Here is a 23,174-nt window from a genome sequence, read left to right as displayed (position 1 = left end):
GCGGCGTGCCATCGTGACTCTCGGTATGGACCACTGCGCGCTGCGGTGGGATCCGAACACTGGGGGACAAGACATGCGTGCATCGTCGGCGGCTGCGCCGAAGCGGATCCTGGCCGGCCTGGTCAGCCTCGCGCTGACCGCAGGGGTGTTCGCCCTGCTGCCGGTCGCCACGGCGACCGCCGACTCGGCGCCGCTCGGGCCGGCGAACCCGGCGACCCCGACCACGGTCAGCGCCGATGCGCTGCCGACCGTGCAGATCAACGGGGTCGCCTGGGCACAGGCAGTCGTGGGCGACACCGTCTACGTCGGTGGCTCCTTCACGACCGCCCGGCCCGCCGGCGCGCCGGAGGGGACGCAGGAGGTCACGCGGGACAACCTGCTCGCGTACGACATCCGCACCGGCGAGCTGATCGCCTCGTTCGCGCACACCCTCAACGGCCAGGTCCTCGCCGTGGCCGCCTCCCCGGACGGCAGCCGCCTCTACGTCGGCGGTGACTTCACCGAGGTCGACGGCCAGGTCCGCCGACGGGTGGCCGCCTTCGACACCCGGTCGGGCGAGCTGGTCCCGACCTGGCGGCCGAGCATCAACAGCCAGGTACGGGCCATCGCCGCCACGAACGACACCGTCTACCTCGGGGGCAGCATCACCGCCGTGGGTGGCGTGAGCCGGTCGCGGCTGGCCGCGGTCACCGCTGCCGACGGCGCGCTCCTCCCGTGGGCGCCCCTCCCCGGCGTGGGGTCGACGGCGGGCAACCGCAACGGCAACCGCTCCACCAGCGACCAGGTCATGGCGCTGGTGATCACCGGCAACGGCACCCAGGTTGTGGCGGGCGGCCGGTTCGACTCGATGAACGGCGTCAAGGCGACCGGCGTGACCGCGCTCGACCCGGTGACGGGCGAGACCCGGCCGTTCGCGATCAACCAGAAGCTGACCAACCAGGGCATCAACTCCGCCGTCTACAGCCTGTCCACCGACGGCACCACGGTGTACGGCACCGCCTACGACTACCACGGGCCGGGCAACCTCGAGGGCTCGTTCGCCGCCACCGCCGACGGCGGGGCGATCATCACCATCAACGACTGCCGGGGTGACAGCTACTCCAGCTACCCGATGAACGGCGCGCTCTACGTCGCCAGCCACGCGCACGACTGCCAGAACATCGGCGGCTTCCCGGAGCAGGACCCGCGCGTGCACCGGTTCGGCGTCGCGTTCTCCCTCGCGCCGACCGGGGTGACCGGCTCGCACACCCTCGCGAACAGCAACCTCCGCAACCAGCCCGCGGGCTCGCTGCTCCCGTGGTTCCCGACGATGACCCCGGGCACGTACACCGGCCAGTACCAGGCCGGCTGGAGCGTGGCCGGCAACGGTCAGTACGTCGTCTACGGCGGGGAGTTCCCGCGGGTCAACGGCGTCGACCAGCAGGGCCTGGTGCGCTACGCGCTCCCCGGCTCGGCGCCCAACCAGGTCGGCCCGAGCGCGGACGGCTTCACCGCCACCGCCACCGCCGCCTCGCCGGTGCCCGGCCAGGCGACCATCTCCTGGCAGGCGACGAGCGACCAGGACAACGCCGCGCTCACCTACTCGGTGCACCGCGAGGGCGAGCAGGCCCCGGTCGCCGAGCTCGTCCAGAGCTCCACGTGGTGGAACCGTCCGGCGATGTCGGCCTCCGACGTTGGGGTGAGCGGCTCGCTGCGCTACCGCGTGACGGCCACCGATCCGTTCGGCAACTCGGTCTCGACCGACTGGGTCGCGGTCGAGGTGGCCCCCGCCACGGGCGGCCAGAGCCGGCCCTACGCGGAGACCGTCCTCGCCGACGGGGCCACGTCGCACTGGCGCCTCGGTGAGTCCTCCGGGACCACCGCCGCCGACGCGATCGGCTCGTCGCCGATGACCGTGGGGAGCGGGGTGACCAAGGGCCAGGTCGGCGCGCTCGCCGACGGCGACACCGCCTACGCCTTCGACGGGACGGCGAACGCGACGCTGGCCACCCGGACCGCCGCGGCCGTGCCGAACACCTTCACCCAGGAGGCCTGGTTCCAGACCACCTCGACCAGGGGTGGCCGCATCATCGGCTTCGCCAACGCGAGGACGGGGAACAGCTCGACCTACGACCGGCAGGTCTACCTCGACAACCGCGGCCGGGTGAACTTCGGGGTGAGCGTCCCGTTGTTCTGGACCTTCACCACGCAGCGGACGGTGACCAGCACCGCCTCGTTCAACGACGGCGCGTGGCACCACGTCGCCGCCACGATGGGCCGCGGGGGCATGGCCCTCTACGTGGATGGCGTCCTCGTGGGCTCGCGCACCGACACGACCTCCGGGCTGGCCTACAACGGCTACCTCCGCGTCGGCAGCGACCGCGCGATGGGTGGTGCGAGCACCTTCACCGGCCGCGTCGACGAGGTGGCGCTCTACCCGACCGCGCTGTCGGCGGCCCAGGTCTCCGCGCACGCCGTCGCGGGCGGGGTCGGCACGCCGGCCAACGTGCCGCCGGGCGCGCGGTTCGACGCGGTGAGCGACGAGCTCGCCGTGGCCGTCGACGCCGCTCGCTCGCACGACAGCGACGGGAGCATCGTCTCCTGGGCGTGGACCTTCGGTGACGGGGCGACGGCCACCGGCGCCACCGCGACGCACGGCTACGCGGCGGCCGGGACCTACCCGGTCACCCTCACGGTGACCGACGACCGCGGTGCGACGTCGACCAGCAGCCGCCTGGTGACCGTCGCCCTGCCGGTGCCGAACGAGGCGCCGACGGCCTCCTTCACAGCGGTGGCCTCCGGGCTGACCGTCGGGCTCGACGCCTCGGCCTCGGCCGACGCCGACGGGTCGCTCACCTCGTACGCGTGGGACTTCGGCGACGGGTCGACCGGCGCGGGCCGGACGGTGTCGCACGCCTACGGCGCTGCCGGCACCTACCTGGTCACCCTCACGGTGACCGACGACCGGGGTGCCACCGCCACGGCGCGGCGCGAGGTCGAGGTGACCGCCCCGGCGGTGCCCGTGCCGCTGGCCCGGGACACCTTCGAGCGGTCGGTGTCCGGTGGTCTGGGTGCTGCCGAGGTCGGTGGCGACTGGACTGCGTCGGCGGGTGCGTCCCGGTTGTCGGTGTCCGGGGGTGCGGCCGACCTGGCGCTGCCGGGTGCGGGGAACAACACGGGTGCCTTCCTGGGGTCGGTGTCGCAGACCGGCGCCGATGTCACGACGTCGTTCTCGCTGTCCTCGACGCCGACGGGCGCGGGCACGTACCTGTACATCACCGGCCGGCGGGTGGGCAGCGGTGAGGAGTACCGGGTCCGGGTGCGGGTGACCGCCGAGGGCCGGGTCGGTCTGGCCCTGTCGCGGCTGACCGGCGGGGCGGAGTCGTTCCCCGGTGGTGAGGTGATGGTGCCGGGGCTGACCTGGACGCCGGGGTCGGCGCTGAACGTGCGGGTGCGGGTGTCGGGTACCGGTACGACCGAGGTGACCGCCGCGGTGTGGGCCGAGACGGAGCAGGAGCCGGTGGAGCCGCAGTTGGTGCGCACCGACTCCACCGAGGCGCTGCAGGATGCTGGTTCGGTCGGGCTGACCGCGCACCGGCCGGGCAGCAGCACCGCCGCCACCACCGTCCGCATCCCCGAGTTCACGGCGATGTCGATCGGTGCGGTCGTCCCGCAGCCTCCGGTCGAGGAGCCCCCGGCGGAGGAGCCGCCGACCGAGGAGCCGCCGACCGAGGAGCCTCCGGTCGAGGAGCCCCCGGTGGACGAGCCTCCGGTCGAGGAGCCGCCGACCGAGGAGCCGCCGGTGGAGGAGCCCCCGGCCGCCGATCCTGCGGTGCTCGCCGAGGACTCGTTCGAGCGGTCGGTGTCCGGTGGTCTCGGTGCTGCCGAGGTCGGTGGTGAGTGGTCCGCGTCGGCGGGTGCGTCCCGGTTGTCGGTGTCCGGTGGTGCCGCGGAGCTGGCGCTGCCGGGTGCGGGGAACAACACGGGTGCCTTCCTGGGGTCGGTGTCGCAGACGGGAGTGGACGTGGCCACGTCGTTCACGCTGTCGTCGGCGCCGACGGGCGCGGGCACGTACCTGTACGTCACCGGTCGTCGGGTGGGCAGCGGTGAGGAGTACCGGGTCCGGGTGCGGGTGACCGCCGAGGGCCGGGTCGGTCTGGCCCTGTCGCGGCTGACCGGTGGGTCGGAGTCCTTCCCGGGTGGGGAGCTGCTGGTGCCTGGGCTGACGTGGACGCCGGGCGCGACGGTGAACGTGCGGGTGCGGGTGTCGGGGTCGGGGACCACCGAGGTGACCGCGAGCGTGTGGGCCGAGGGGACGCCGGAGCCGGAGCAGCCGCAGCTGGTGCGCACCGACTCCACCGAGGCGCTGCAGGCGCCGGGTTCGGTCGGGCTGACCGCGCACCGGCCGGGCAGCAGCACCGCCGCGACCGTCGTCCGCATCCCCGCGTTGCGCGTCACCGCCCTGGCCTGAGACGGGTCGCCGTGGCGGCTCACCCGCTGGGGCGAGACGCCTCACCCGATCGTCCCGTGGTGGCGGACCGGGCTGCGAGGATGACGCCGTGAACCGACCGGCCCGGCAGCTGCTGCAGCTGCTGGGCCGGCCGGCGTCCGGGGCCGTCGCGGGCCAGGTCACGCAGGCGGTCGCCGGCCTGGTGCTCTCCGTCGCCGCCGCCCGCACCCTCGGCGCGGCCGGGCTGGCCACCTTCTCCCTCCTCTACGGCTCGATCGTGCTCGTGACGGCGGTCAGCAGCGGGCTGGTCGGTGACTCGCTCACCGTCCTGGACCGCCACGAGCCGCGGCTGCGCGCCGGGCTGCAGGTGTGGGCCGTGGCGGTCGCCGGCCTCTCCGGGCTGGTCGGCTGGGGCCTGGTCGTCGTCACCGGATCGCTCCCCGCCGTAGGTGGGGCGTTCCTCGGCCTCGCCGTCGTCGCCTTCGTGCTGGAGGACGTGCTCCGGCGGGTGCTGATGGCCGCCGGCCGGTTCTGGTCGCTGCCCGTCGTCGACGGCACCAGCCTGGTCCTCGCCGTGCTCACCCTGGTGCTGTGCTCGGTGGCCGGGCCACTCACCCTGACGTCGTTCGCCGTGGCGCTCCTCGTCGGCCAGACGGCCGCCGGCCTGGTCGCCTGGTGGCTGCTGCCGGCGGCGGAACGACCACGCGGTCCGTGGCGCGGACCGGCGCTGGCCGCCGTCTGGGGCTTCGGGGTCTGGCGCGCGGCGGCCCAGTCGATCCGCCCGGCGCTCCTGACCGGGCTGCGGCTGCTCGTCGTCGGGCTGGCGGGGGCAGCGGTGTACGGGCCGCTGGAGGCGGCGCGGGTCTACACCGCGCCCACCCTCGTCGTGGTCAGCGGGCTGGGCTCCTACCTGCTCCCGCACTACGTCGCGATGCGCGGTCGGCCGGTGGCACAACAACTGCGTGCCGCCGACCGGGCGGTGGTGCACCTGGCCGGTGCGGTCGCCGCCATCGGGATCCTGGCCGTCGTCCTCCAGCCGGTCGCCGAACCGCTCATCACGGGGGGCGAGTTCCCGGTGCCGGTAGCCGCGGTCGTCGGGTGGTCCGCCTACGCCCTCGCCTCGGCGGTCCTGCTGCCCTACTCCGGACTGGCCACGGTCCACCGGCAGCAGCGCCGGGTGCTCGCCCTGCGGCTCCTGGAGTTCGCCGGCCTCGCGGGGGCGGGCGGGCTCGTCCTCCTCGCGGGCGACGGCGCCGAGTGGGCGCCGCTGGCGCTCGCCGTCGGTCCGCTGCTGGTGGCGCTCGCGGTCCGCCGGCGGGTCCTCCGGCCGCTCGCCACGGTCACCGGGACCGCCGCCGACCGCAGCCCCGCCGGCGTCTGACGTCCCCTCTGCTCAGCGCTCGGCGAGCCGCTCGCCGACCACCTCGCGGATCCGGCCGACCACTTCCGACCACGTCGGCACCCGGACAGCGGGAGCCGTGCTCGGCGGGCCGGAGAGCTCGGCCCCGATCACCGCGGCGATGGAGCCGGTGTCGCGCGGGTCGAAGAAGGCCGCTCCGGGTGCGAGCTCGCGGAACGACGGGATGTCGCTGAGCGCCATGGGCGCCCCCGAGACGGCCGCCTCGACGACCGGGAGCCCGAACCCCTCGTCCAGCGAGGGGAACACGAACAACCGGCAGTTCTGGTACAGCCACACGAGGGCCGGGTCGTCGACCCCGCCGACGAAGCGCACGCGGTGGTCGTCGGGGGAGTGGCGGGCAGCAGCGCGCCCGTCGGGCTCGCCCACGACGACCAGCGGCCGCTCGGGTGTCACGAGCTCGTCGGCGAGGAGGGCCTCGACCAGCCGCCCGACGTTCTTCCGGGCGTTGAGCCGGCCGACGCACAGGAGGAAGCCCCCAGGGGTCAGGCCGAGGCCCGGGTCCGCCGGCGGCCGGGTGCGGAAGGACTCCGGCAGGCTCAGCCCGACCGGCACCACCCGGCCGGCCAGACCCGGACGGAACCGGGTGATGCGGTCGGCCTCGGCGCGGGTGGAGGTGAGGACGAGGTCGGCGTACCGCGCCGACCACGGCATCCCCGCGAAGTAGGCCCGCTCCAGGCGCGTGAAGAACTCCGGGTGCTCCAGGAACATCAGGTCGTGGATGAACGTCGCCCGCAGCGCCCGCGTCCGCAGCGGCGTGTAGTTCTGCGCCAGGACGACGTCGGCCTCGGCGACCGAGCCCAGCTCGGTCAGGACGCTGACCCCGTGGGGGGAACGGCGGACCGTGCGGACGTCGATCGGGGCGTCGCCGACCAGCTCCAGGACGGCGTCGCGGTGCTGCTGCGGGACGGCGACGACGAGCTCGTCGCCCGGCCAGTCGCCGGCCCACGTGCGCACGAAGGAGTCCACCACCCGTCGGCCCGAGGGCTGGCCCTCGATCCACCAGTAGGCGTCGAACAGCACCTTCATCGGACTGCTTCCTCCTGACGGGGACCCAGGGGTGGGTCCCGCTCGAGCTCCGGGCGCAGGCGCCCCCGGGAACCGCCCTCGACGGCGAAGGACACCGCGACGAAGAACAGGAAGGCGGGTGTCGCGTCGAACAGGCCGCTCTCCACCACGCTCCTGCCCAGCAGGAAGACGAGCAGGCCGAGGAACAGCGCGCGGTGGGGGCGGGGAACCAGCACCGTGCCGCGGAGCACCCACGCCACCCATCCGGCCAGCAGCAGCAGGCCGAGGACCCCGTTCTGCACCAGCGCCGAGACCCAGCTGCTGTCCAGCGGCTGGCTGTCCCAGTACTGCCCGGCCACCGGGATCACCTTCACCGACAGCCCGCCGCCGAAGAGGGTCTGCCAGGCCGTGTCGCCCCACCGGGTGGCTGCGTCCCAGGCGATGAACCGCGACTCCAGGGTGCTCACCCCGTCGCCGTCCCGGACGGCGAAGCCGGTGAGCGCACCCGTCGAGAGCGTGACGGCCGCGCCGACGGCGGCGGCCAGCAGCCCACCGACCACGAGCCCCACCGGGGCCCGGCGCAGGTGTGCGGCGACGACCAGGACGGCCGCCAGGAGTGCGAGCAGCCCGGTGCGCGAGCCGGTGGCCCAGACGACGCCGAGGGCACCCGCCGCGACCAGCGCGGCCCCTGGGCCGGCGTCGCCACGGACGACGCGCCACGCCACGTGCAGCACCACGACCCCGGCCAGGAGGGCCAGCTCGTTGGGGGACAGCGTCGGCAGGCCGCCGGCGAGTCGGCCGTCCCCGGCCGCGGGCAGCCCGGTCACCGCCGCGACGAGCGCCACCGCGCCGCAGGCCCGGGCCAGGGCGGCGAAGGCCTCGTCCGCCGTGAGGGTGCGCAGCAGGAGGTGGACGGTGAGCGCGAGGATCCCGACCCGGGCCGCCACCAGCCCCCCGGCCAGCACGGTGCCGTGCGTGAGCGCACCGAACACGGAGCTGGTGAGGGCGACGGCGACCACCCATAGCGTGCCGGTGCCCAGGGGTCGCCGGGGCCCGCGGCGTGCGGCCTGCGCGGCGAGCAGGAGGGCCAGCCCACTGCACAGCGCCTTGCCGACCACGACCGGGTCGAGGGAGCCGGAGAAGTACTGGCCACGGCGCCAGCTGACGCAGGCGAGGACCAGCAGCAGGGCGATCAGGAACCGGCCGGCGGAGGTGGCCGGGAGCCCCGCCCCCGTCCGGCGGATCGCAGAGGACACGGGAGATCAGCGCCCGGGCGCGGACCCGACAGGGGAGGTGACCCGGACCGTGTCGGCACCGACGGGGGCCGCCGGCGCTGCCGGCTCGTCCCCGGCCGTGGCCGGGCCTCGGGCGGGCACGAGGGCGACCGCCAGCGGAGCGATCCCGGCGGCGGTCAGGACGCCGCGCAGCTCGGCGAGCTCGGCGGTGTCGACCCGGCCGACGCCGACGGCGAGGACCACCAGCGCGCCGTCCCGCGCCGCGGCGCGCCAGGCACGCCCCGGCGCCAGCGGGTCGGCGAGCTCGAGGCGCACCCGGACGCCACCCGCTGCGCCCTTCTGGGCGGCGGCGGTCGTCCCCACCGCCGTGGGCACGTCCCGGTCGCGCAGGACCGCAGCGATCTCCCCGGCCAGCGTCCGGGCCGACACCCGGTCGTCGAGCGACGGTGACAGGAGCAGGGCACGTACCGGGCCGGCGTCGGCCGCGTCCTCCAGGCGACGGGCCAGCACCCGGGCGGGGCTGCCGGTGAGCTGGCTGCGCGCGGCGCGGCCCGACCGCTGCACCAGGACCTCCGGGGCCGGGTCCCCGCCCCAGGCGCGCCGGACGTCCTCCGGCGAGCGCACGGACGGGTCGGCCTGGGCGCGGAGGACGGCGCCGGCCAGACCGAGGAAGAGCCCCACCAGAGCGCCGAGCCCCAGCACGAACAGCGGCACGGGGGAGGCCGGTGAGGTGGGAACGGTGGCCGGGTCGCTGACGGTGAGGGTCACCGGGCGCTCACCGGTTCGCGATTCCTCGAGCTCGGGAACGACCTCGGTGACCTGCTCGGCGACCGCGTTGGCGATCTCGGCGGCCTCCTCGGCGTCCCCGCCCGTGACGACCACCCGGAGCTGGGAGGTGTCGGCGGGCACCTCGGCCGACACCCGGTCCCGCAGCGAGGTGAAGGACTCGGTCAGGTCGAGCTCCTCGATCACCGGGCGGAGGACCGGTGCGCTGGCCACGAGGCCGGGGTAGCTCTTCGCGCGCTGGTTGACGTACTGCGCGCTGTTCGAGATCGTCGGTGACGCCGACACGAAGACCTGCGCCGTCGCCGCGTACGTCCGCGGGACCAGCTGCAGCGCCACGGCGGCCACGACGAGGCAGACCGCGAGGACGCCGACCCAGGTGGTCCAGTAGCGGCGGATCGCCGCGAGGTACTCGCTGAATTCCATGTCCGTCCCTGCTCCTGGCGCCGTGGTCGCAGAACAGCTGGGAGGGGTGCTCCGAGGCCGGCCGTCCCCGCTGTCCCGCAGCCTCTCGCCGGGAATGCTAGGGCCGCCGGATCGCCGCACCGGCGCTTCCGGTGGGGGCCTCACCCCTTCGGGCGGGGCGGCCGGACGACCGAGCGTGCTGGGCACGCACGTTCGGGTGAACGACCCCGCGATCGTCACCCACCGTGATCCTCGGTGCGTAGTGTCCGCCAGAGTGAGCCGCTGACCTGCGACGACTGCAGGCGTGCATCACGCTCGGTGAACTCGCGGGCGCCAACGTGGCCCGCAGCCAGAACATCGCACGGGGGGCCTGCATGACCGTCATCGGATACGCGCCGGGTGCCTACGACCTGTTCCACGTCGGGCACCTGAACATCCTCCGGCACGCGGCCGACCACTGCGACCGGCTGATCGCCGGCGTCGTCTCCGACGAGATGCTGCTGCAGACCAAGGGGCGGGCCCCGGTCATCCCGCTGGCCGAGCGCATGGAGATCGTCGGCAGCCTGCGGTTCGTCGACGCCGTGCACGCCGAGGTGGTCCCCGACAAGATCGACACCTGGCGCGAGGTCGGGTTCGACGTCCTCTTCAAGGGCGACGACTGGCGGGGCACCACCAAGGGCCTGAAGCTCGAGCGCGACTTCGCCGAGGTCGGCGTCCGGGTGCACTACTTCCCGTACACGATGCACACCTCCAGCACGATCCTGCGCAAGGCGCTGGCGGCCATCGAGGCGGAGCAGCCGGTGGGCCGGGTGGCCCGCGCCCGCACCTCCTGAGCGGGGCGGCGCCTGTCGGGGGTGCCGTCTAGCCTGGGGAGCGGCCCCGGCCGCACTCGGCGGTCCGTGCGAGGCCGGACAACCTCAGGAGAAGAAGAAGCGTGACCCTGCGCGGCGTGCTCGACGTCGTCCTCACCGACCCCGGCATGGCCCGCGTGGTCGCCTCCGCCGGGAGCGCCGAGCTCGCCGTCACCGCACCACCGACGGTGCAGCCGCTGGTGGCGGCCGCCCTCGCCGCACCGGCGCCGGGCGCCGGCGTGCCCGTCCTCGTCGTCACCGCGGGGGAGCGCGACGCCGACGCGGCCGCCGACCTGCTGCGCTGCTTCGTCCCGGGCCGCCGGGTGGAGGTCTTCCCGGCCTGGGAGACGCTGCCCCACGAGCGGCTCAGCCCGCGCGCGGACACCGTCGGCCGGCGGCTGGCCGTGCTGCGGGACCTCACGCACCCGGGGGAGAACGGTGCGATCGACGTCCTCGTCGCCCCGGTCCGCAGCGTGCTCCAGCCGCTGGCCCCCGGGCTCGGTGACCTGGTGCCGGTCGAGCTGAAGCCCGGGGACTCGGCCGAGCTGGACGACATCGCCCAGGCGCTCTCCGACGCCGCCTACACGCGCGTGGAGCTGGTCGAGAAGCGCGGCGAGTTCGCCGTCCGCGGTGGCCTCCTCGACGTCTTCCCGCCCACCGAGCCGCATCCGGTGCGCGTGGAGTTCTGGGGCGACGAGGTCGACGAGCTGCGGTACTTCTCCGCCGCCGACCAGCGGTCGCTGGACGAGCGCCCCGAGCGGCTGTGGGCCCCGCCGTGCCGCGAGCTGCTGCTCACCGAGGAGGTGCGCGCCCGTGCCGCCGCGCTGGCGGTCGAGCACCCCGGCCTGATCGAGGTCCTGGGGAAGCTCGCCGAGGGCATCGCCGTGGAGGGCATGGAGTCGCTGACCCCCGCCCTCATCGGCGACGCGGCCATGCAGCTGCTCACCGACCTGGTGCCCGCGGGCACGCACGTCCTGGTCTGCGACCCCGAGCGGGTGCGCAGCCGGGCGGCCGACCTGGTGCGCACCGCGGAGGAGTTCCTCGCCGCCTCGTGGGCGACCGCCGCCGAGGCGGGGGAGGCGCCGCTAGACCTGGGCGCGTCCTCCTTCCGGGACCTCGCCGACGTCCAGGCCGCGGCCCGCGGCCGCGGCCTGCCCTGGTGGACCACCGGCGCCTTCACCCTGCAGGCCGAGGACGACGAGCGGCAGGTGACCCTCGACGCCACACCCGTCGAGCGCTTCCACGGCGACCAGGGCGCCGCCGTCGAGCGCATGCGGGGCTGGCACCGCGACGGGTGGCGGGTCGTCGTCACCTTCGCCGGCCCCGGCCCCGCGCAGCGAGCCGCCGACCAGCTCACCGAGGCCGAGCTCGGCGTCCGGCTGGTGCCCGACCTGGCCACCGCCCCCGACCCCGGGCTGACCCACGTCACCCAGGGCAACCTCGAGGCCGGGTTCGCCTTCCCGGGCGTCGGGCTGGCGCTGGTCACCGAGCACGACCTGACCGGCCAGCGCGGCACGACGATGCGCGACGCGGTGAAGATGCCCGCCCGCCGGCGCAACGCCGTCGACCTGGTGCAGCTGCAGCCGGGCGACCTCGTGGTGCACGAGCAGCACGGCGTCGGCCGCTACATCGAGATGATCAGCCGCACCGTCAACGGCGGCCAGCGCGACTACCTGATCGTCGAGTACGCGCCGTCGCGGCGGAACCAGCCGCCGGACCGGCTGTTCGTGCCCACCGACGCCCTCGACCAGCTGACCCGCTACGTCGGCGGGGAGTCGCCGGCGCTGTCCAAGCTCGGCGGCGCCGACTGGCAGAAGACCAAGAGCCAGGCCCGCAAGGCGGTCAAGCAGATCGCCGGCGAGCTGATCCGGCTGTACTCCGCGCGCATGGCGACCCAGGGCCACGCCTTCGGGCCCGACACGGTCTGGCAGCGCGAGCTGGAGGACGCCTTCCCCTTCCAGGAGACCCCCGACCAGCTGGCCGCGATCGACGAGGTCAAGGCCGACATGCAGCAGACGGTGCCGATGGACCGGATCATCTGCGGCGACGTCGGCTACGGGAAGACCGAGATCGCGATCCGGGCCGCGTTCAAGGCGGTGCAGGACGGCAAGCAGGTCGCCGTCCTGGTGCCGACGACGCTGCTGGCCAACCAGCACTTCAAGACCTTCTCCGAGCGGGTCGCCCAGTTCCCGGTGACGGTGAAGGTGCTCTCCCGGTTCCAGTCCGACCGCGAGACCACCGAGATCCTCCGGCAGCTGGCCGCCGGCGAGATCGACATCCTGGTCGGCACCCACCGGCTGCTGCAGCCGACCACCCGGTGGAAGGACCTCGGGCTGGTCATCGTCGACGAGGAGCAGCGCTTCGGCGTCGAGCACAAGGAGTACCTGAAGACGATGCGGACGGCGGTCGACGTCCTGTCGATGTCGGCCACCCCGATCCCGCGCACCCTGGAGATGAGCCTCACCGGCATCCGCGAGATGTCGACGATCCTCACCCCGCCCGAGGAGCGGCACCCCGTGCTCACCTACGTGGGCGCGTGGAACGACAAGCAGATGGCGGCGGCGATCCGCCGGGAGCTGCTGCGCGACGGCCAGGTCTTCGTGATCCACAACCGGGTGCAGTCGATCGACAAGGCCGCCGCGAAGATCCGCCACCTGGTGCCCGAGGCCCGCATCGCCGTCGGCCACGGGCAGATGAAGGAGCACGAGCTCGAGCGGATCATGGTCGGCTTCTGGGAGAAGGAGTACGACGTCCTGGTCGCGACGACGATCGTCGAGTCCGGCCTGGACATCCCGAACGCCAACACCCTGATCGTCGACCGGGCGGACACGTTCGGGCTCTCCCAGTTGCACCAGATCCGCGGCCGGGTCGGCCGTGGGCGGGAGCGGGCCTACGCCTACTTCACCTACGACCCCACCCGCACGCTCACCGAGACCTCGGTCGACCGGCTGACCACCATCGCGAACAACACCGACCTCGGCGCCGGCATGGCGGTGGCGATGAAGGACCTGGAGATCCGCGGCTCGGGCAACCTGCTCGGCGGCGAGCAGTCCGGGCACATCGCCGGCGTCGGCTTCGACCTGTACGTGCGGCTGGTCGGCGAGGCGGTGGCCGACTACCGGGCGCAGGTGACCGGTGAGGAGGCGCCCGCCGAGCCGGTGGAGGTGCGGGTTGACCTGCCGGTCGACGCACACCTGCCGCACGACTACGTGCCCGGCGAGCGGCTGCGCATGGAGGCCTACCGCAAGGTCGCGTCCATCCAGGACGAGGCGCAGGCGCAGGCGGTGCTCGACGAGCTCACCGACCGGTACGGCGCCCCGCCGGCGCCGGTGCTCAACCTGCTGGCCGTGGCCCGCTTCCGGGTGGCTATGCGGGAACTCGGCATCACCGAGGTCTCGCTGCAGGGCCGCACCATCCGGGTCGGCCCGGTGGACCTGCCGGAGTCCAAGCAGATGCGGCTGGCCCGCCTGGCCGACGGCGCCTCCTACAAGGCGGCCGTGCGGACCATCTCGCTCAAGGTGCCGGTCGGCCCCGACCGCCGCACGCCGCTGCGCGACGTCGCCCTGCTGGAGAACCTGCACGCCACGCTGACCGCCGTCCTCGGGGCCCCGGTCGCGGCGTAGCGGGCGCTGCCACGGCCCTGCTGCAGGGGGCCGCGCCGAGCGTGCGAGGCGTGGGGGCAGCAGGGTCCTTTTCGTGGGAGTCTCCCGGCGTGCTGATCCACCGCGCCGCCCGGTCGTGTGCCGCCGTGTCCCTGGCCGTCCTCGCCCTGACCGGTTGCCGGTCGGCACCGGACGTCGCCGCCTACGTGGGCGAGGAGCGGATCGGCGTCGCCGAGCTCGAGGCGGAGGTCGCCGACCGGCTCGCCGACGCCGGTGTGGCCGCCACCGCGCAGGGGCGTGAGGAGCAGCTCACCCGCCGGGTGCTGGGCCTGCTCGTCGAGGGCGAGGTGCACGACGCCGCGGCCGAGCGCTACGGGGTGCAGGTCACCGACGCCGAGGTGACCCGCCGGATCGAGGAGCTGCTGGGCGACGACGACCCCGAGGCCGTCTACGCGCGGCTCGCCGAGCAGGGCATCGGCCGGGCGGACGTCCGGGAGAGCGTGCGCCAGCAGCTGGTGCGCCAGGAGATCGCCGCCGCCGAAGGGACGGCGGACCCGCTGGACGAGGCTGCCCTGCGGGCCCGGTACCAGGAGGTCCGCGAGGAGCTGGGCCAGATCGAGTTCGGCTACGTCACCGTGCCGGACCAGGCCACCGCCACCGCCGTCATCGCGGAGCTGACCGCCGACCCGGCCCGCTACGCCGCGGTGGCCGCGCGGTTCGCCGGCCCGTACACGCTGCCGGAGCTCGGACGCCGGGCCGCCGACGAGCTGCCGCCCGCGCTGAGCGCGCCGCTGGTCACCGCCGAACCGGGGACGGCGGTCGCGGTCCCGGTGCCCGAGACGGGCGGGGTCGTCGTCGCCTTCCGCGCCGGCACCGTCTACCCGTCCTTCGAGGAGCTGCGGCCGCAACTGGTCGAGGAGGCCGGCGAGCAGGCGGAGGCCTCGGTCCGGCCGCTGCTCGACGAGGTGCGGGCCGACCTCGACATCGCGGTCAACCCCCGCTACGGGACCTACGAGGAGGGTCGGCTGCTGCCCGCCCAGAGCGGGGTGGTCGACCTCCTCGACGATGCGCCGGCGGCTGCTTCGGCAGACTGAGCCGGTGCCCGTCGCGCTCGCCGTCCCCGTCAGCCCCCGCCTGCCCGGCCTGCTGAGCCCCGCCGGGTGGCGGGCGGTCTCCTCGGGGCGCCCGCTGGCTGCCCTGCCCGGGGCAGCCGGCACCGCTGCGGTGCTGCGCGCCGACGGGCTGGCCGTCGCCGAGGTACCCGACCTCGCCGCCGCCGGCGCCCTGGCCGGCGACGTCGTCCTGCTGGTCCCCGCCGGGGAACCGGTCCCCGGTGCGGAGCTCGTCGCCGCAGCCCCGGAGCCCGCCGGGGTGCGGCTGCTGGACGTCGTCGCGGTCATGGACCGGCTGCGCTCGCCCGGCGGGTGCCCGTGGGACGCCGAGCAGACGCACGCGTCGCTGCGCGGGTACCTGCTCGAGGAGGCGCACGAGGCCTACGACGCGATCGTCGACGACGACCCGGCCGCCATGCGCGAGGAGCTCGGCGACGTGCTGCTGCAGGTGGTCTTCCACGCCCGCGTCGCCGCCGAGGCGGGGGAGCAGCGGCGCTTCGACGTCGACGACGTCGCCGGTGACCTGGTCGACAAGCTGGTCCGCCGGCACCCGCACGTGTTCGGCGACGCCGGGCCGCGCGATGTCGCCCAGGTGGAGGCCGGCTGGGAGGAGATCAAGAAGGCCGAGAAGCAGCGCCGCTCGCCCACCGAGGGCGTCTCCCGCTCGCAGCCCGCGGCGTCGTGGGGCGCGGCCCTGGTGCGCCGGGCCGGTCGGGCGGGGCTCCCCACGCCCGAGCCGGCCGAGCTGGCCGACGCGAGCCCGGAGGCGCTCGGCGAGCGGCTGCTGGCCGTCGTCGCCGCCGCCGAGGCGCGCGGGTGGGACGTGGAGGACGCGCTGCGGGAGGCGGTGCGCCGCTACGCCGGCGAGCTCGACGCCGCCGCGACCCGACCCGACCGGGGGACGTCGACCTGACGGGCGGTGCGTCGGCTCGCTAGCGTGGAGGACCACCGACGGCGCGTGATGCGCCGGGCCGGGAAGCGAGCAGCGACGACGCGCCACCGGCCCGGGGACCACCGCCTGCCGCCGACGAGGATCCGGCGGCCGTACCCGACCGGAGAGGAGCCGCTCCGCTGTCCGCCGTGCTCTCCGCCCCTGCCGATGACCCGGTCGGCCCCGACGAGGCCGTCGAGGGCGTGTCCGGCCTGATCCCGTCCGAGACCTGGCAGGTGCTCCTCGTCTGCGCCGGCGCCGCCCTGGCGGCCTGGCTGCTCGGCGTCCTGATCGGCGTCGTGGTCCGGCGGGTGGGCCGTGGCTCGCCCGTGACCGCCGACCTCTCCCGGCGGGGCCGCACCCCGCTGCGCGCGCTGCTGGTGCTGGTGGCGCTGACCGTCGTCCTCGAGGCGGCCGACGACCTGGGGGACTGGGCGGAGGTCGTCGTCCACGTACTGGCCCTGAGCGTGATCGCGACCATCGGCTGGCTGGTCGCCGTGGCGGTCTTCGTCGCCGCCGATGCCTGGCTCGCCCGCTACGACGTCGACGTCGCGGACAACCGGCACGCCCGGCGGGTGCGCACACAGATCTCGCTGCTGCGCCGGCTGGCCGTCGTCGTCGTCGCCGTGCTCACGGTCGCGGGGATGCTCCTGACCCTCCCCGGCGCCCGCGCCGCCGGCGCCAGCATCCTGGCCAGCGCCGGCGTGATCTCGATCGTCGCCGGCCTGGCCGCCCAGACCTCGCTGGCCAACGTCTTCGCGGGCCTGCAGCTGGCCTTCACCGACGCGATCCGCGTCGACGACGTGGTCGTCGTGGAGGAGGAGTGGGGCCGCATCGAGGAGATCACCCTCACCTACGTGGTCGTGCACATCTGGGACGACCGGCGGCTGGTGCTGCCCTCGACCTACTTCACGACCACGCCGTTCCAGAACTGGACCCGCAAGGAGTCCGCCGTCCTCGGCGCCGTCGAGCTCGACGTGGACTGGACGACGCCGTTCGACCGGATGCGCGAGGAGCTCGACCGGCTGGTCACCGGGAACGAGAACTGGGACCAGCGGGTCAAGGTCCTGCAGGTGACCGACGCCGTCGGCGCTCTCGTGCGGGTCCGCGTGCTGGTCAGCGCGCAGGACGCGGGGACCCTGTTCGACCTGCGCTGCGCCGTCCGGGAGGGGCTCGTCGGCTGGCTGCAGCGGGAGGCCCCGCACGCCCTGCCGCGCGTCCGGAACGAGGGCGCCGCCGGGTACGAGACCGCCGGGCGGCGCGGACCGCGGCCGGCCCCCGACCCCCGCACCGCACCCCGGCCGGCGCGCCCGTCCGGCCGCGGGCCCGCGACCAGCGAGGGGCTCTTCACCGGGAGCCTGGAGGCCCGCAAGCGCTCCCAGGCCTTCAGCGGGCCGAGCGAGGAGGACCAGGCCGAGCGCGCCCGCCACGACCGGACGGCCGGGGACGAGGGGACCGCGGAGCAGGAGCGGGGCCCGTCGGCGCCCTGATCCGGCGGGGCGCGGCCGGGGGAGGCCTCGCCGACAGTTCCGGCTGGTTAGGCTGCCCCCGTGCCGAGCATCGATGCCGTAGGCGCGCGGGAGATCCTCGACTCGCGCGGAAACCCCACCGTGGAGGTCGAGGTCGCCCTCGACGACGGGACGATCGCCCGGGCCGCCGTGCCCAGCGGAGCCTCCACGGGCGCCTTCGAGGCGGTCGAGCTGCGGGACGGGGGTGAGCGCTACGGCGGCAAGGGAGTGACCAGGGCCGTCGACGGCGTCCTCGACGTCATCGGCCCCGAGCTCGTCGGCTACGAGGCCAGCGAGCAGCGGCTGATCGACCAGCGCCTGCTCGACCTCGACGGGACGCCGGACAAGTCCCGCCTGGGGGCCAACGCCATCCTCGGCGTCAGCCTCGCCGTCGCGCGGGCCGCCGCAGACTCCACCGGCCTCCCGCTGTTCCGCTACGTCGGCGGCCCGTCGGCGCACCTGCTGCCCGTGCCGATGATGAACATCCTCAACGGCGGCGCCCACGCCGACAGCAACGTCGACGTGCAGGAGTTCATGATCGCCCCCGTCGGGGCGGCCACGTTCGCCGAGGCGCTGGCGATGGGCACGGAGACCTACCACGCGCTGAAGGCGGTGCTCAAGGGCCGCGGCCTGGCCACCGGCCTGGGCGACGAGGGCGGCTTCGCGCCCGACCTGCCGAGCAACCGGGACGCCCTGGACCTCATCGCCGAGGCGGTGGAGAAGGCCGGCTACAGCCTCGGCACCGACATCGCCTTCGCGCTCGACGTCGCCGCCACCGAGTTCCACACCGACGGCGGCTACGACTTCGAGGGCCAGTCCCGGTCGGCGGAGTACCTGGTCGACTACTACCGCGGCCTGGTCGACGCCTACCCGATCGTCTCCATCGAGGACCCGCTCGACGAGGAGGACTGGGACGGCTGGATCGCCATGACCGCCGCCCTGGGTGACCGGGTGCAGATCGTCGGCGACGACCTGTTCGTCACCAACCCGGCGCGCCTGGCCGACGGCATCGCGCGCAAGGCCGCCAACGCGCTGCTGGTCAAGGTCAACCAGATCGGCACGCTCACCGAGACCCTGGACGCGGTGAACCTGGCCCACCGCAACGGCTACCGCTGCATGATGAGCCACCGCTCGGGCGAGACGGAGGACACCACGATCGCCGACCTCGCCGTCGCCACCGACTGCGGGCAGATCAAGACCGGTGCGCCGGCCCGCAGCGAGCGGGTGGCCAAGTACAACCAGCTGCTGCGCATCGAGGAGGAGCTCGACGACGCCGCCCGCTACGCCGGCGCCGCCGCCTTCCCGCGGCTGAACGGCTGAGCGGAGGCCGATGAGCAGCGTGCGCGGCCGGCGGGGCGGAGGCGAGACACGGCGCGCGACCGGCCGGGTGCCGCGGGTGCACCACTCGCGGCCGGTCCGTACCGGGCTGCGCTCGGGGGCGTCCAGCCGGCCGGCGCAGCGGCGTCCGAACCGTCGCCCGGAGCGCCGACCGACCGCCTCGGTCGCGCCCCGTCGCCGCCCGCTGTTCACCGGCCGCGCCGTCGTGCTGGTCGGCCTGGTCCTGCTGCTCGCGCTCACCCTCGCCGGGCCGATCCGGCAGTACCTGGCCGGCCAGGCCGAGCTCGCCCGGCTGGCCGCGGAGGGCCGGCAGCTCGACGCGCGGGTCGGCGAGCTGCAGGGCGAGCTGGCGCGGCAGGCCAACCCCGCCTACGCCCAGCGGCAGGCGCGGGAGCGGCTCTCCTACGTCCTCCCCGGCGACCGGCTGGTGCTCGTCGTCGACGGGGACGCCGTCGAGGGTGACGCCGGGACGCTGGCGGCCGCCGCGGACCCGGGGCCGCTGCCCTGGTACGAGGGGCTGATGCGGTCGGTGGCCGAGGCCGACGGCGGCGTGGTCGACCAGCCGGACGACGAGGAGGTGGCGGAGTGATGGAGGACCCCGCTACCCCCCCGGCCTCGCACGCTCGGCCCGGGCCCCTGCAGCGGGGCCGTTCCAGCCCCGTCAGCGAGGAGGACCGCGAGGTCGTCGCCCGGCAGCTCGGCCGCCCGCCCCGTGCGCTGGCGGGTGTCGCGCACCGGTGCCCCTGCGGCCAGCCGGACGTGGTCGAGACCTCGCCGCGGCTGGAGGACGGCACGCCGTTCCCGACGCTCTACTACCTCACCTGCCCGCGGGCCTCGGCCGCCGCGAGCCGGCTGGAGTCGACCGGCCGGATGCGGGAGTGGCAGGCGGAGCTGGCCACCGATCCCGAGCTCGCCGCCGGCTACCGGGCGGCGCACGAGGCCTACCTCGCCGCGCGCGACGCGAAGGACGTGCTGCCCACCCGCGCCACCGCCGGTGGCATGCCCGACAGGGTCAAGTGCCTGCACGCGCTGGCCGGCCACGCGCTGGCCGCCGGCCCCGGCGTCAACCCGATCGGTGACCGCGCGGTCGCCGAGATGGGGGAGTGGTGGGCGAAGGGCCCCTGCGCCCGGCCGGAGGGCGACGCATGACGCGGGTCGCGGCGATCGACTGCGGCACCAACTCCATCCGCCTGCTCGTGGCCGACGTGCCGGCGCAGGGCGGGCACACCGACCTGCTGCGGCGGATGGAGGTGGTGCGCCTGGGCCAGGGCGTGGACGCGACCGGCCGGCTGGCGCCGGAGGCGATCGAGCGCACCCGCGTGGTGCTCGCCGAGTACGCGGCGGCGGCCCGGGACCTGGGCGCCACCGACGTCCGGATGGTCGCCACCAGCGCCACCCGCGACGCGGCGAACCGCGCCGACTTCGAGGACATGGTGCGGGCCACCCTGGGGCGCACACCCGATGTGGTGACCGGCCGGGAGGAGGCCGAGCTCTCCTTCCTCGGCGCCACCGGCTCGCTCGCCGCCGCGGCCGCCGCGCACGGGCTGGCACCCGCACCGGCTCCCTGGCTCGTCGTCGACATCGGCGGCGGCTCCACCGAGTTCGTGCTCGGGGACGCCGACGGCGTGACCGCGGCCCGCTCGGTCGACATCGGCTGCGTGCGGCTGACCGAGCGGCACCTGCACGACGACCCGCCCACCCCGGAGCAGATCGCGCGGACCGAGCGCGACGTCCGCGCCGCGCTGGCCCAGGTCAGCGCCGAGGTGCCGGTCTCCCGCGCGGCGAGCCTGGTCGGGCTGGCCGGCTCCGTCACCACCGTGGCGGCCCTCGCACTGGGCCTGCCCACCTACGACTCCGCGGCGATCCACGGCTCGCGCATCCCGGTGGCCGACGTCCGCCGGGTCGCCGCCGACCTGCTGGGGGCCACCCGGGCGCGCCGCGCCGCCGAGCCGGTGATGCACCCGGGCCGGGTCGATGTGATCGGCGCCGGCGCGCTCATCCTGCGGGTGCTCATGGAGGAGTTCGGCCTGGCCGAGGTGACCGTCAGCGAGCACGACATCCTCGACGGCATCGCCCTGCGCCTCGCCCGCGACCGGCCCCGTCCAGAGGCTCGCCGCGAGCGTGCGAGCGGAGAGTAGGACGGGGTCCTTCTCCTATGCCTGTAGACGCCGGCGGCTTCCCCGTCACCCGTACCCCCGCCGGGGTGGCGCGCAGTGCCCGTGGTGCGCGTGAGCTGCCGGTCCTCGACGCGCGCATCTCCGGCTGCTACGCCTGCCCGCGGCTGGTGGCGTGGCGCGAGGAGGTCGCCCGGGTCAAGCGGGCGTCCTTCCGCGACCAGGACTACTGGGGCCGTCCGGTGCCGGGCCTGGGACCCGCCGATGCGCGGATCGCCGTCGTCGGCCTCGCGCCGGCCGCGCACGGCGGGAACCGCACCGGCCGGGTCTTCACCGGCGACCGCAGCGGTGACTGGATCTTCGCCGCGCTGTGGCGGGCCGGCCTGGCCAACCAGCCGACGTCGACGCACGCCGGCGACGGGCTGGAGCTCACCGACGTGCGGGTGGCCGCCGCGGTGCGCTGCGCCCCGCCGGCCAACGCGCCCACCCCTGAGGAGCGGGACACCTGCTCGCCGTGGCTGGCCCGCGAGCTGGAGCTGCTGCCCCGGCTGCGGGTGGTCGTCGTCCTCGGCGGCTTCGGCTGGACTGCGCTGTGGCCGGTGCTCGCCGCCGCCGGGTACGCGCTGCCACGCCCGCGGCCGGCGTTCGGGCACGGGGTCGAGGTGGAGCTGACCGGGCCGCGCGGCCCGCTGACCCTGCTGGGCAGCTACCACGTCAGCCAGCAGAACACCTTCACCGGCAGGCTCACCGAGCCGATGCTGGACGCTGTCCTCGCCCGGGCGACCGAGCTGGCCGACGGCTGACCGGCGGCGGTCCCGCGCGGCCGGGCCCGGTCCGGCTAGCGTGCGCACCGCGCCCCCGTAGCCCAATCGGCAGAGGCAGGCCCCTTAAAAGGGTCCCAGTGTCGGTTCGAACCCGACCGGGGGCACGATCGGTGCGGGGCCTACGAGGTCCGGGCCGCGATCGCCCGGCCCATGCGGGCCAGCGCCTCGCTCAGCACGGCGGGCGAGGTGGCGATGTTGATGCGCACGTGCCCGGCGCCCCCGGTGCCGAAGACGTGGCCGGAGCTCAGGGCCACCCGTGCGTGGTCCAGGAAGAACCGTGCCGGCCCGTCGAGGTCGCTCACCACGGCGCGGCCGCCGCTGGGGGCCTCGGGCGGGAGGTCCAGCGGACGGCAGTCCAGCCAGGCCAGGTAGGTGCCCTCCGGTGCGCGCAGCGTCGTCGTCGGCAGGTGCTCGGCCACCAGCTGCTGCAGCAGCCGCCGGTTCTCGTCGAGGGCCGCGAGCACCGCATCCAGCCAGCCGCCGGCCTCGCGGAAGGCCACGGTGTGCGCGATGACGCCGAGGTGGCTGGCCCCGTGGCCGACCTCCTCGGGGAGACGGGCCAGGTCCGCGGCCGCCTCCGGCCCGGCGACGACCACGGCCGCCTTGAGACCTGCGAGGTTCCACGCTTTCGACGCCGACACCAGCGCGAAGCCGTCGTCGGCGACGCTGAGGTAGGGCACGAAGCGGGCGCCGGGGAGGACCAGCGGTGCGTGGATCTCGTCGGAGACGACGCGCACGCCGTGCCGCCGGGCGAGTGCGGCGACGGACTCGAGCTCGGCGCGGGTGTGCACGGCGCCGGTGGGGTTGTGCGGGTTGCACAGCAGGAACGCCGGGTGGGCGCTGCGGGCGCCGGCTGCGGCGAAGGCGGCGTCCAGCGTCTCCGGGTCCAGGCGACCGCGTGCGTCCAACGGCGCTTCCACGACGGAGCGCCCGGCGTGCTCGACGAACGCGTAGAAGGGCGCGTACACCGGCGGGGTCACCACCACGACGTCGCCGGGACCGGTGACGAGGCGGAGCACCTCCACGATGCCCGTCATCACGTCCGGCACGACCGCCGTGCGGGCCGGATCGATGCCGGTCCAGCCCCACCGGTCGGCCGCGAAGGCGGCCACCGCCTCCGGGTACTCGTGTCCCGCGGGGTAGCCGGTGTCGCCCGCGTCGACCGCGCGGTGCAGCGCCTCGCGGACGGGGGGTGCGAGGGCGACGTCCATCTCGGCGACCCACAGCGGCAGCACATCCGCCGGGTGGGTGCGCCACTTGACGCTCGTCCGCCGGCGTAGGTCGTCCAGGGGAACCTGCAGGAACGGGTTGGCCGGCCGCGCCCCGGCCTCCGGGCCCGGGGCGGCCGGCGAAGGACCGGAAGGCAGGGCGGTCATGGATGTGCTCCGATCGGGTGCGGTCGCCAGGGCGGGTGGGTGGCGAGGACAGCATCGGGCACCCCGCGCCGAGCCCGCCCGGTGAGCGCCGCGCCGCTGGTGGCGTGCCGGACGAGGGAGGGGCTGCGGCCGGTTTCCGACCCGCACCCGCGAGGGTGATCCGGATCTGCGGCAGCTGTGGAACGCTGTGGGCGTGTCGGGCGTTGACCTGACCGAGTGGAGTGCGTGATCAGTCTCCACG

The 23,174-nt window shown here is 75.3% G+C and carries 16 protein-coding genes and 1 tRNA gene; 13 read left to right on the top strand and 4 right to left on the bottom strand.

The features are described from left to right. Positions 1-73: 73 nt before the first annotated feature. Entirely contained in the window at positions 74-4,450 is a 4,377-nt protein-coding gene (locus ACI79Q_RS11670; protein WP_456614729.1) for a PKD domain-containing protein, read from the top strand. A gap of 88 nt (positions 4,451-4,538) precedes the next feature. After that, positions 4,539-5,810 carry a hypothetical protein gene (locus ACI79Q_RS11665; RefSeq protein ID WP_456614728.1) on the top strand — a complete coding sequence of 424 codons (1,272 nt, stop codon included), beginning with the start codon at positions 4,539-4,541 and terminating at the stop codon, positions 5,808-5,810. A gap of 12 nt (positions 5,811-5,822) precedes the next feature. On the opposite strand, the gene ACI79Q_RS11660 is transcribed toward ACI79Q_RS11665, so the two are convergent. From ACI79Q_RS11660 to ACI79Q_RS11650, 3 genes are read right to left on the bottom strand one after another with little or no spacing between them, the layout of a single operon-like run. After that, positions 5,823-6,875: a glycosyltransferase family 4 protein gene (locus ACI79Q_RS11660; protein WP_456612926.1), complete on the bottom strand. Its 1,053-nt coding sequence runs from the start codon at positions 6,873-6,875 to the stop codon at positions 5,823-5,825. Continuing rightward, positions 6,872-8,110 (bottom strand): hypothetical protein, encoded by a 1,239-nt coding sequence (locus ACI79Q_RS11655; protein ID WP_456614727.1) that lies wholly within the window; start codon positions 8,108-8,110, stop codon positions 6,872-6,874. The genes ACI79Q_RS11660 and ACI79Q_RS11655 overlap by 4 nt, the downstream gene beginning before the upstream one ends. Before the next feature lie 6 nt (positions 8,111-8,116). Further along, the gene (locus tag ACI79Q_RS11650; protein ID WP_456614726.1) at positions 8,117-9,298 is read right to left on the bottom strand and encodes a YveK family protein; all 1,182 of its coding nucleotides are present in this window, start codon (positions 9,296-9,298) and stop codon (positions 8,117-8,119) included. A gap of 353 nt (positions 9,299-9,651) precedes the next feature. Here ACI79Q_RS11650 and ACI79Q_RS11645 point away from each other — a divergent pair, with 353 nt between their 5' ends. The 11 genes from ACI79Q_RS11645 (at position 9,652) to ACI79Q_RS11595 (ending at position 21,661) form a co-directional block, all read left to right on the top strand. Beyond that, positions 9,652-10,110, top strand: coding sequence for an adenylyltransferase/cytidyltransferase family protein (locus ACI79Q_RS11645; RefSeq protein WP_456598072.1), 459 nt, complete (start codon positions 9,652-9,654; stop codon positions 10,108-10,110). Positions 10,111-10,211: 101 nt separating this feature from the next. Next, entirely contained in the window at positions 10,212-13,751 is a 3,540-nt protein-coding gene (gene mfd / locus ACI79Q_RS11640; RefSeq protein WP_456612929.1) for a transcription-repair coupling factor, read from the top strand. An 89-nt stretch (positions 13,752-13,840) separates the two neighbouring features. Further along, positions 13,841-14,824: a SurA N-terminal domain-containing protein gene (locus tag ACI79Q_RS11635; protein WP_456600165.1), complete on the top strand. Its 984-nt coding sequence runs from the start codon at positions 13,841-13,843 to the stop codon at positions 14,822-14,824. 4 nt (positions 14,825-14,828) lie between these two features. Next, positions 14,829-15,755 (top strand): MazG family protein, encoded by a 927-nt coding sequence (locus ACI79Q_RS11630; protein WP_456590533.1) that lies wholly within the window; start codon positions 14,829-14,831, stop codon positions 15,753-15,755. Positions 15,756-15,922: 167 nt separating this feature from the next. After that, complete coding sequence (locus ACI79Q_RS11625; protein ID WP_456614725.1) at positions 15,923-17,263, top strand: mechanosensitive ion channel family protein; 1,341 nt, start codon at positions 15,923-15,925, stop codon at positions 17,261-17,263. A gap of 60 nt (positions 17,264-17,323) precedes the next feature. Then, positions 17,324-18,601, top strand: a complete 1,278-nt coding sequence (eno, locus tag ACI79Q_RS11620; RefSeq protein WP_456590535.1) for a phosphopyruvate hydratase — start codon at positions 17,324-17,326, stop codon at positions 18,599-18,601. 10 nt (positions 18,602-18,611) lie between these two features. Further along, a complete protein-coding gene (locus ACI79Q_RS11615) occupies positions 18,612-19,208 on the top strand; it encodes a septum formation initiator family protein (protein ID WP_456600164.1) in 597 nt (198 codons plus the stop codon). Further along, complete coding sequence (locus ACI79Q_RS11610) at positions 19,208-19,768, top strand: DUF501 domain-containing protein (protein WP_456598066.1); 561 nt, start codon at positions 19,208-19,210, stop codon at positions 19,766-19,768. The genes ACI79Q_RS11615 and ACI79Q_RS11610 overlap by 1 nt, the downstream gene beginning before the upstream one ends. Then, positions 19,765-20,757 (top strand): Ppx/GppA phosphatase family protein, encoded by a 993-nt coding sequence (locus ACI79Q_RS11605; RefSeq protein WP_456612930.1) that lies wholly within the window; start codon positions 19,765-19,767, stop codon positions 20,755-20,757. The genes ACI79Q_RS11610 and ACI79Q_RS11605 overlap by 4 nt, the downstream gene beginning before the upstream one ends. A 17-nt stretch (positions 20,758-20,774) precedes the next feature. After that, entirely contained in the window at positions 20,775-21,536 is a 762-nt protein-coding gene (locus ACI79Q_RS11600) for a uracil-DNA glycosylase (RefSeq protein WP_456614724.1), read from the top strand. Between the two features lie 51 nt (positions 21,537-21,587). Next, positions 21,588-21,661: transfer RNA gene (locus ACI79Q_RS11595), tRNA-Leu, on the top strand. A 15-nt stretch (positions 21,662-21,676) separates the two neighbouring features. Here the strand turns inward: ACI79Q_RS11595 and ACI79Q_RS11590 are convergent. Further along, entirely contained in the window at positions 21,677-22,933 is a 1,257-nt protein-coding gene (locus ACI79Q_RS11590) for a MalY/PatB family protein (RefSeq protein WP_456612932.1), read from the bottom strand. Positions 22,934-23,174 lie beyond the last annotated feature (241 nt).

This window comes from Blastococcus sp. SYSU DS0828 (assembly GCF_054050975.1).
Note: the sequence above shows the minus strand (reverse complement) of the source record. Positions and strands in the feature narration are given on the sequence as shown.

Coding starts and splice junctions, on each gene's coding strand:
- ACI79Q_RS11670 (WP_456614729.1), top strand. CDS start 74: ATGCGTGCATCGTCGGCGGCTGCGCCGAAGCGGATCCTGGCCGGCCTG.
- ACI79Q_RS11660 (WP_456612926.1), bottom strand. CDS start 6,875: ATGAAGGTGCTGTTCGACGCCTACTGGTGGATCGAGGGCCAGCCCTCG.
- ACI79Q_RS11650 (WP_456614726.1), bottom strand. CDS start 9,298: ATGGAATTCAGCGAGTACCTCGCGGCGATCCGCCGCTACTGGACCACC.
- ACI79Q_RS11645 (WP_456598072.1), top strand. CDS start 9,652: ATGACCGTCATCGGATACGCGCCGGGTGCCTACGACCTGTTCCACGTC.
- ACI79Q_RS11615 (WP_456600164.1), top strand. CDS start 18,612: ATGAGCAGCGTGCGCGGCCGGCGGGGCGGAGGCGAGACACGGCGCGCG.
- ACI79Q_RS11610 (WP_456598066.1), top strand. CDS start 19,208: ATGGAGGACCCCGCTACCCCCCCGGCCTCGCACGCTCGGCCCGGGCCC.
- ACI79Q_RS11605 (WP_456612930.1), top strand. CDS start 19,765: ATGACGCGGGTCGCGGCGATCGACTGCGGCACCAACTCCATCCGCCTG.
- ACI79Q_RS11600 (WP_456614724.1), top strand. CDS start 20,775: ATGCCTGTAGACGCCGGCGGCTTCCCCGTCACCCGTACCCCCGCCGGG.
- ACI79Q_RS11590 (WP_456612932.1), bottom strand. CDS start 22,933: ATGACCGCCCTGCCTTCCGGTCCTTCGCCGGCCGCCCCGGGCCCGGAG.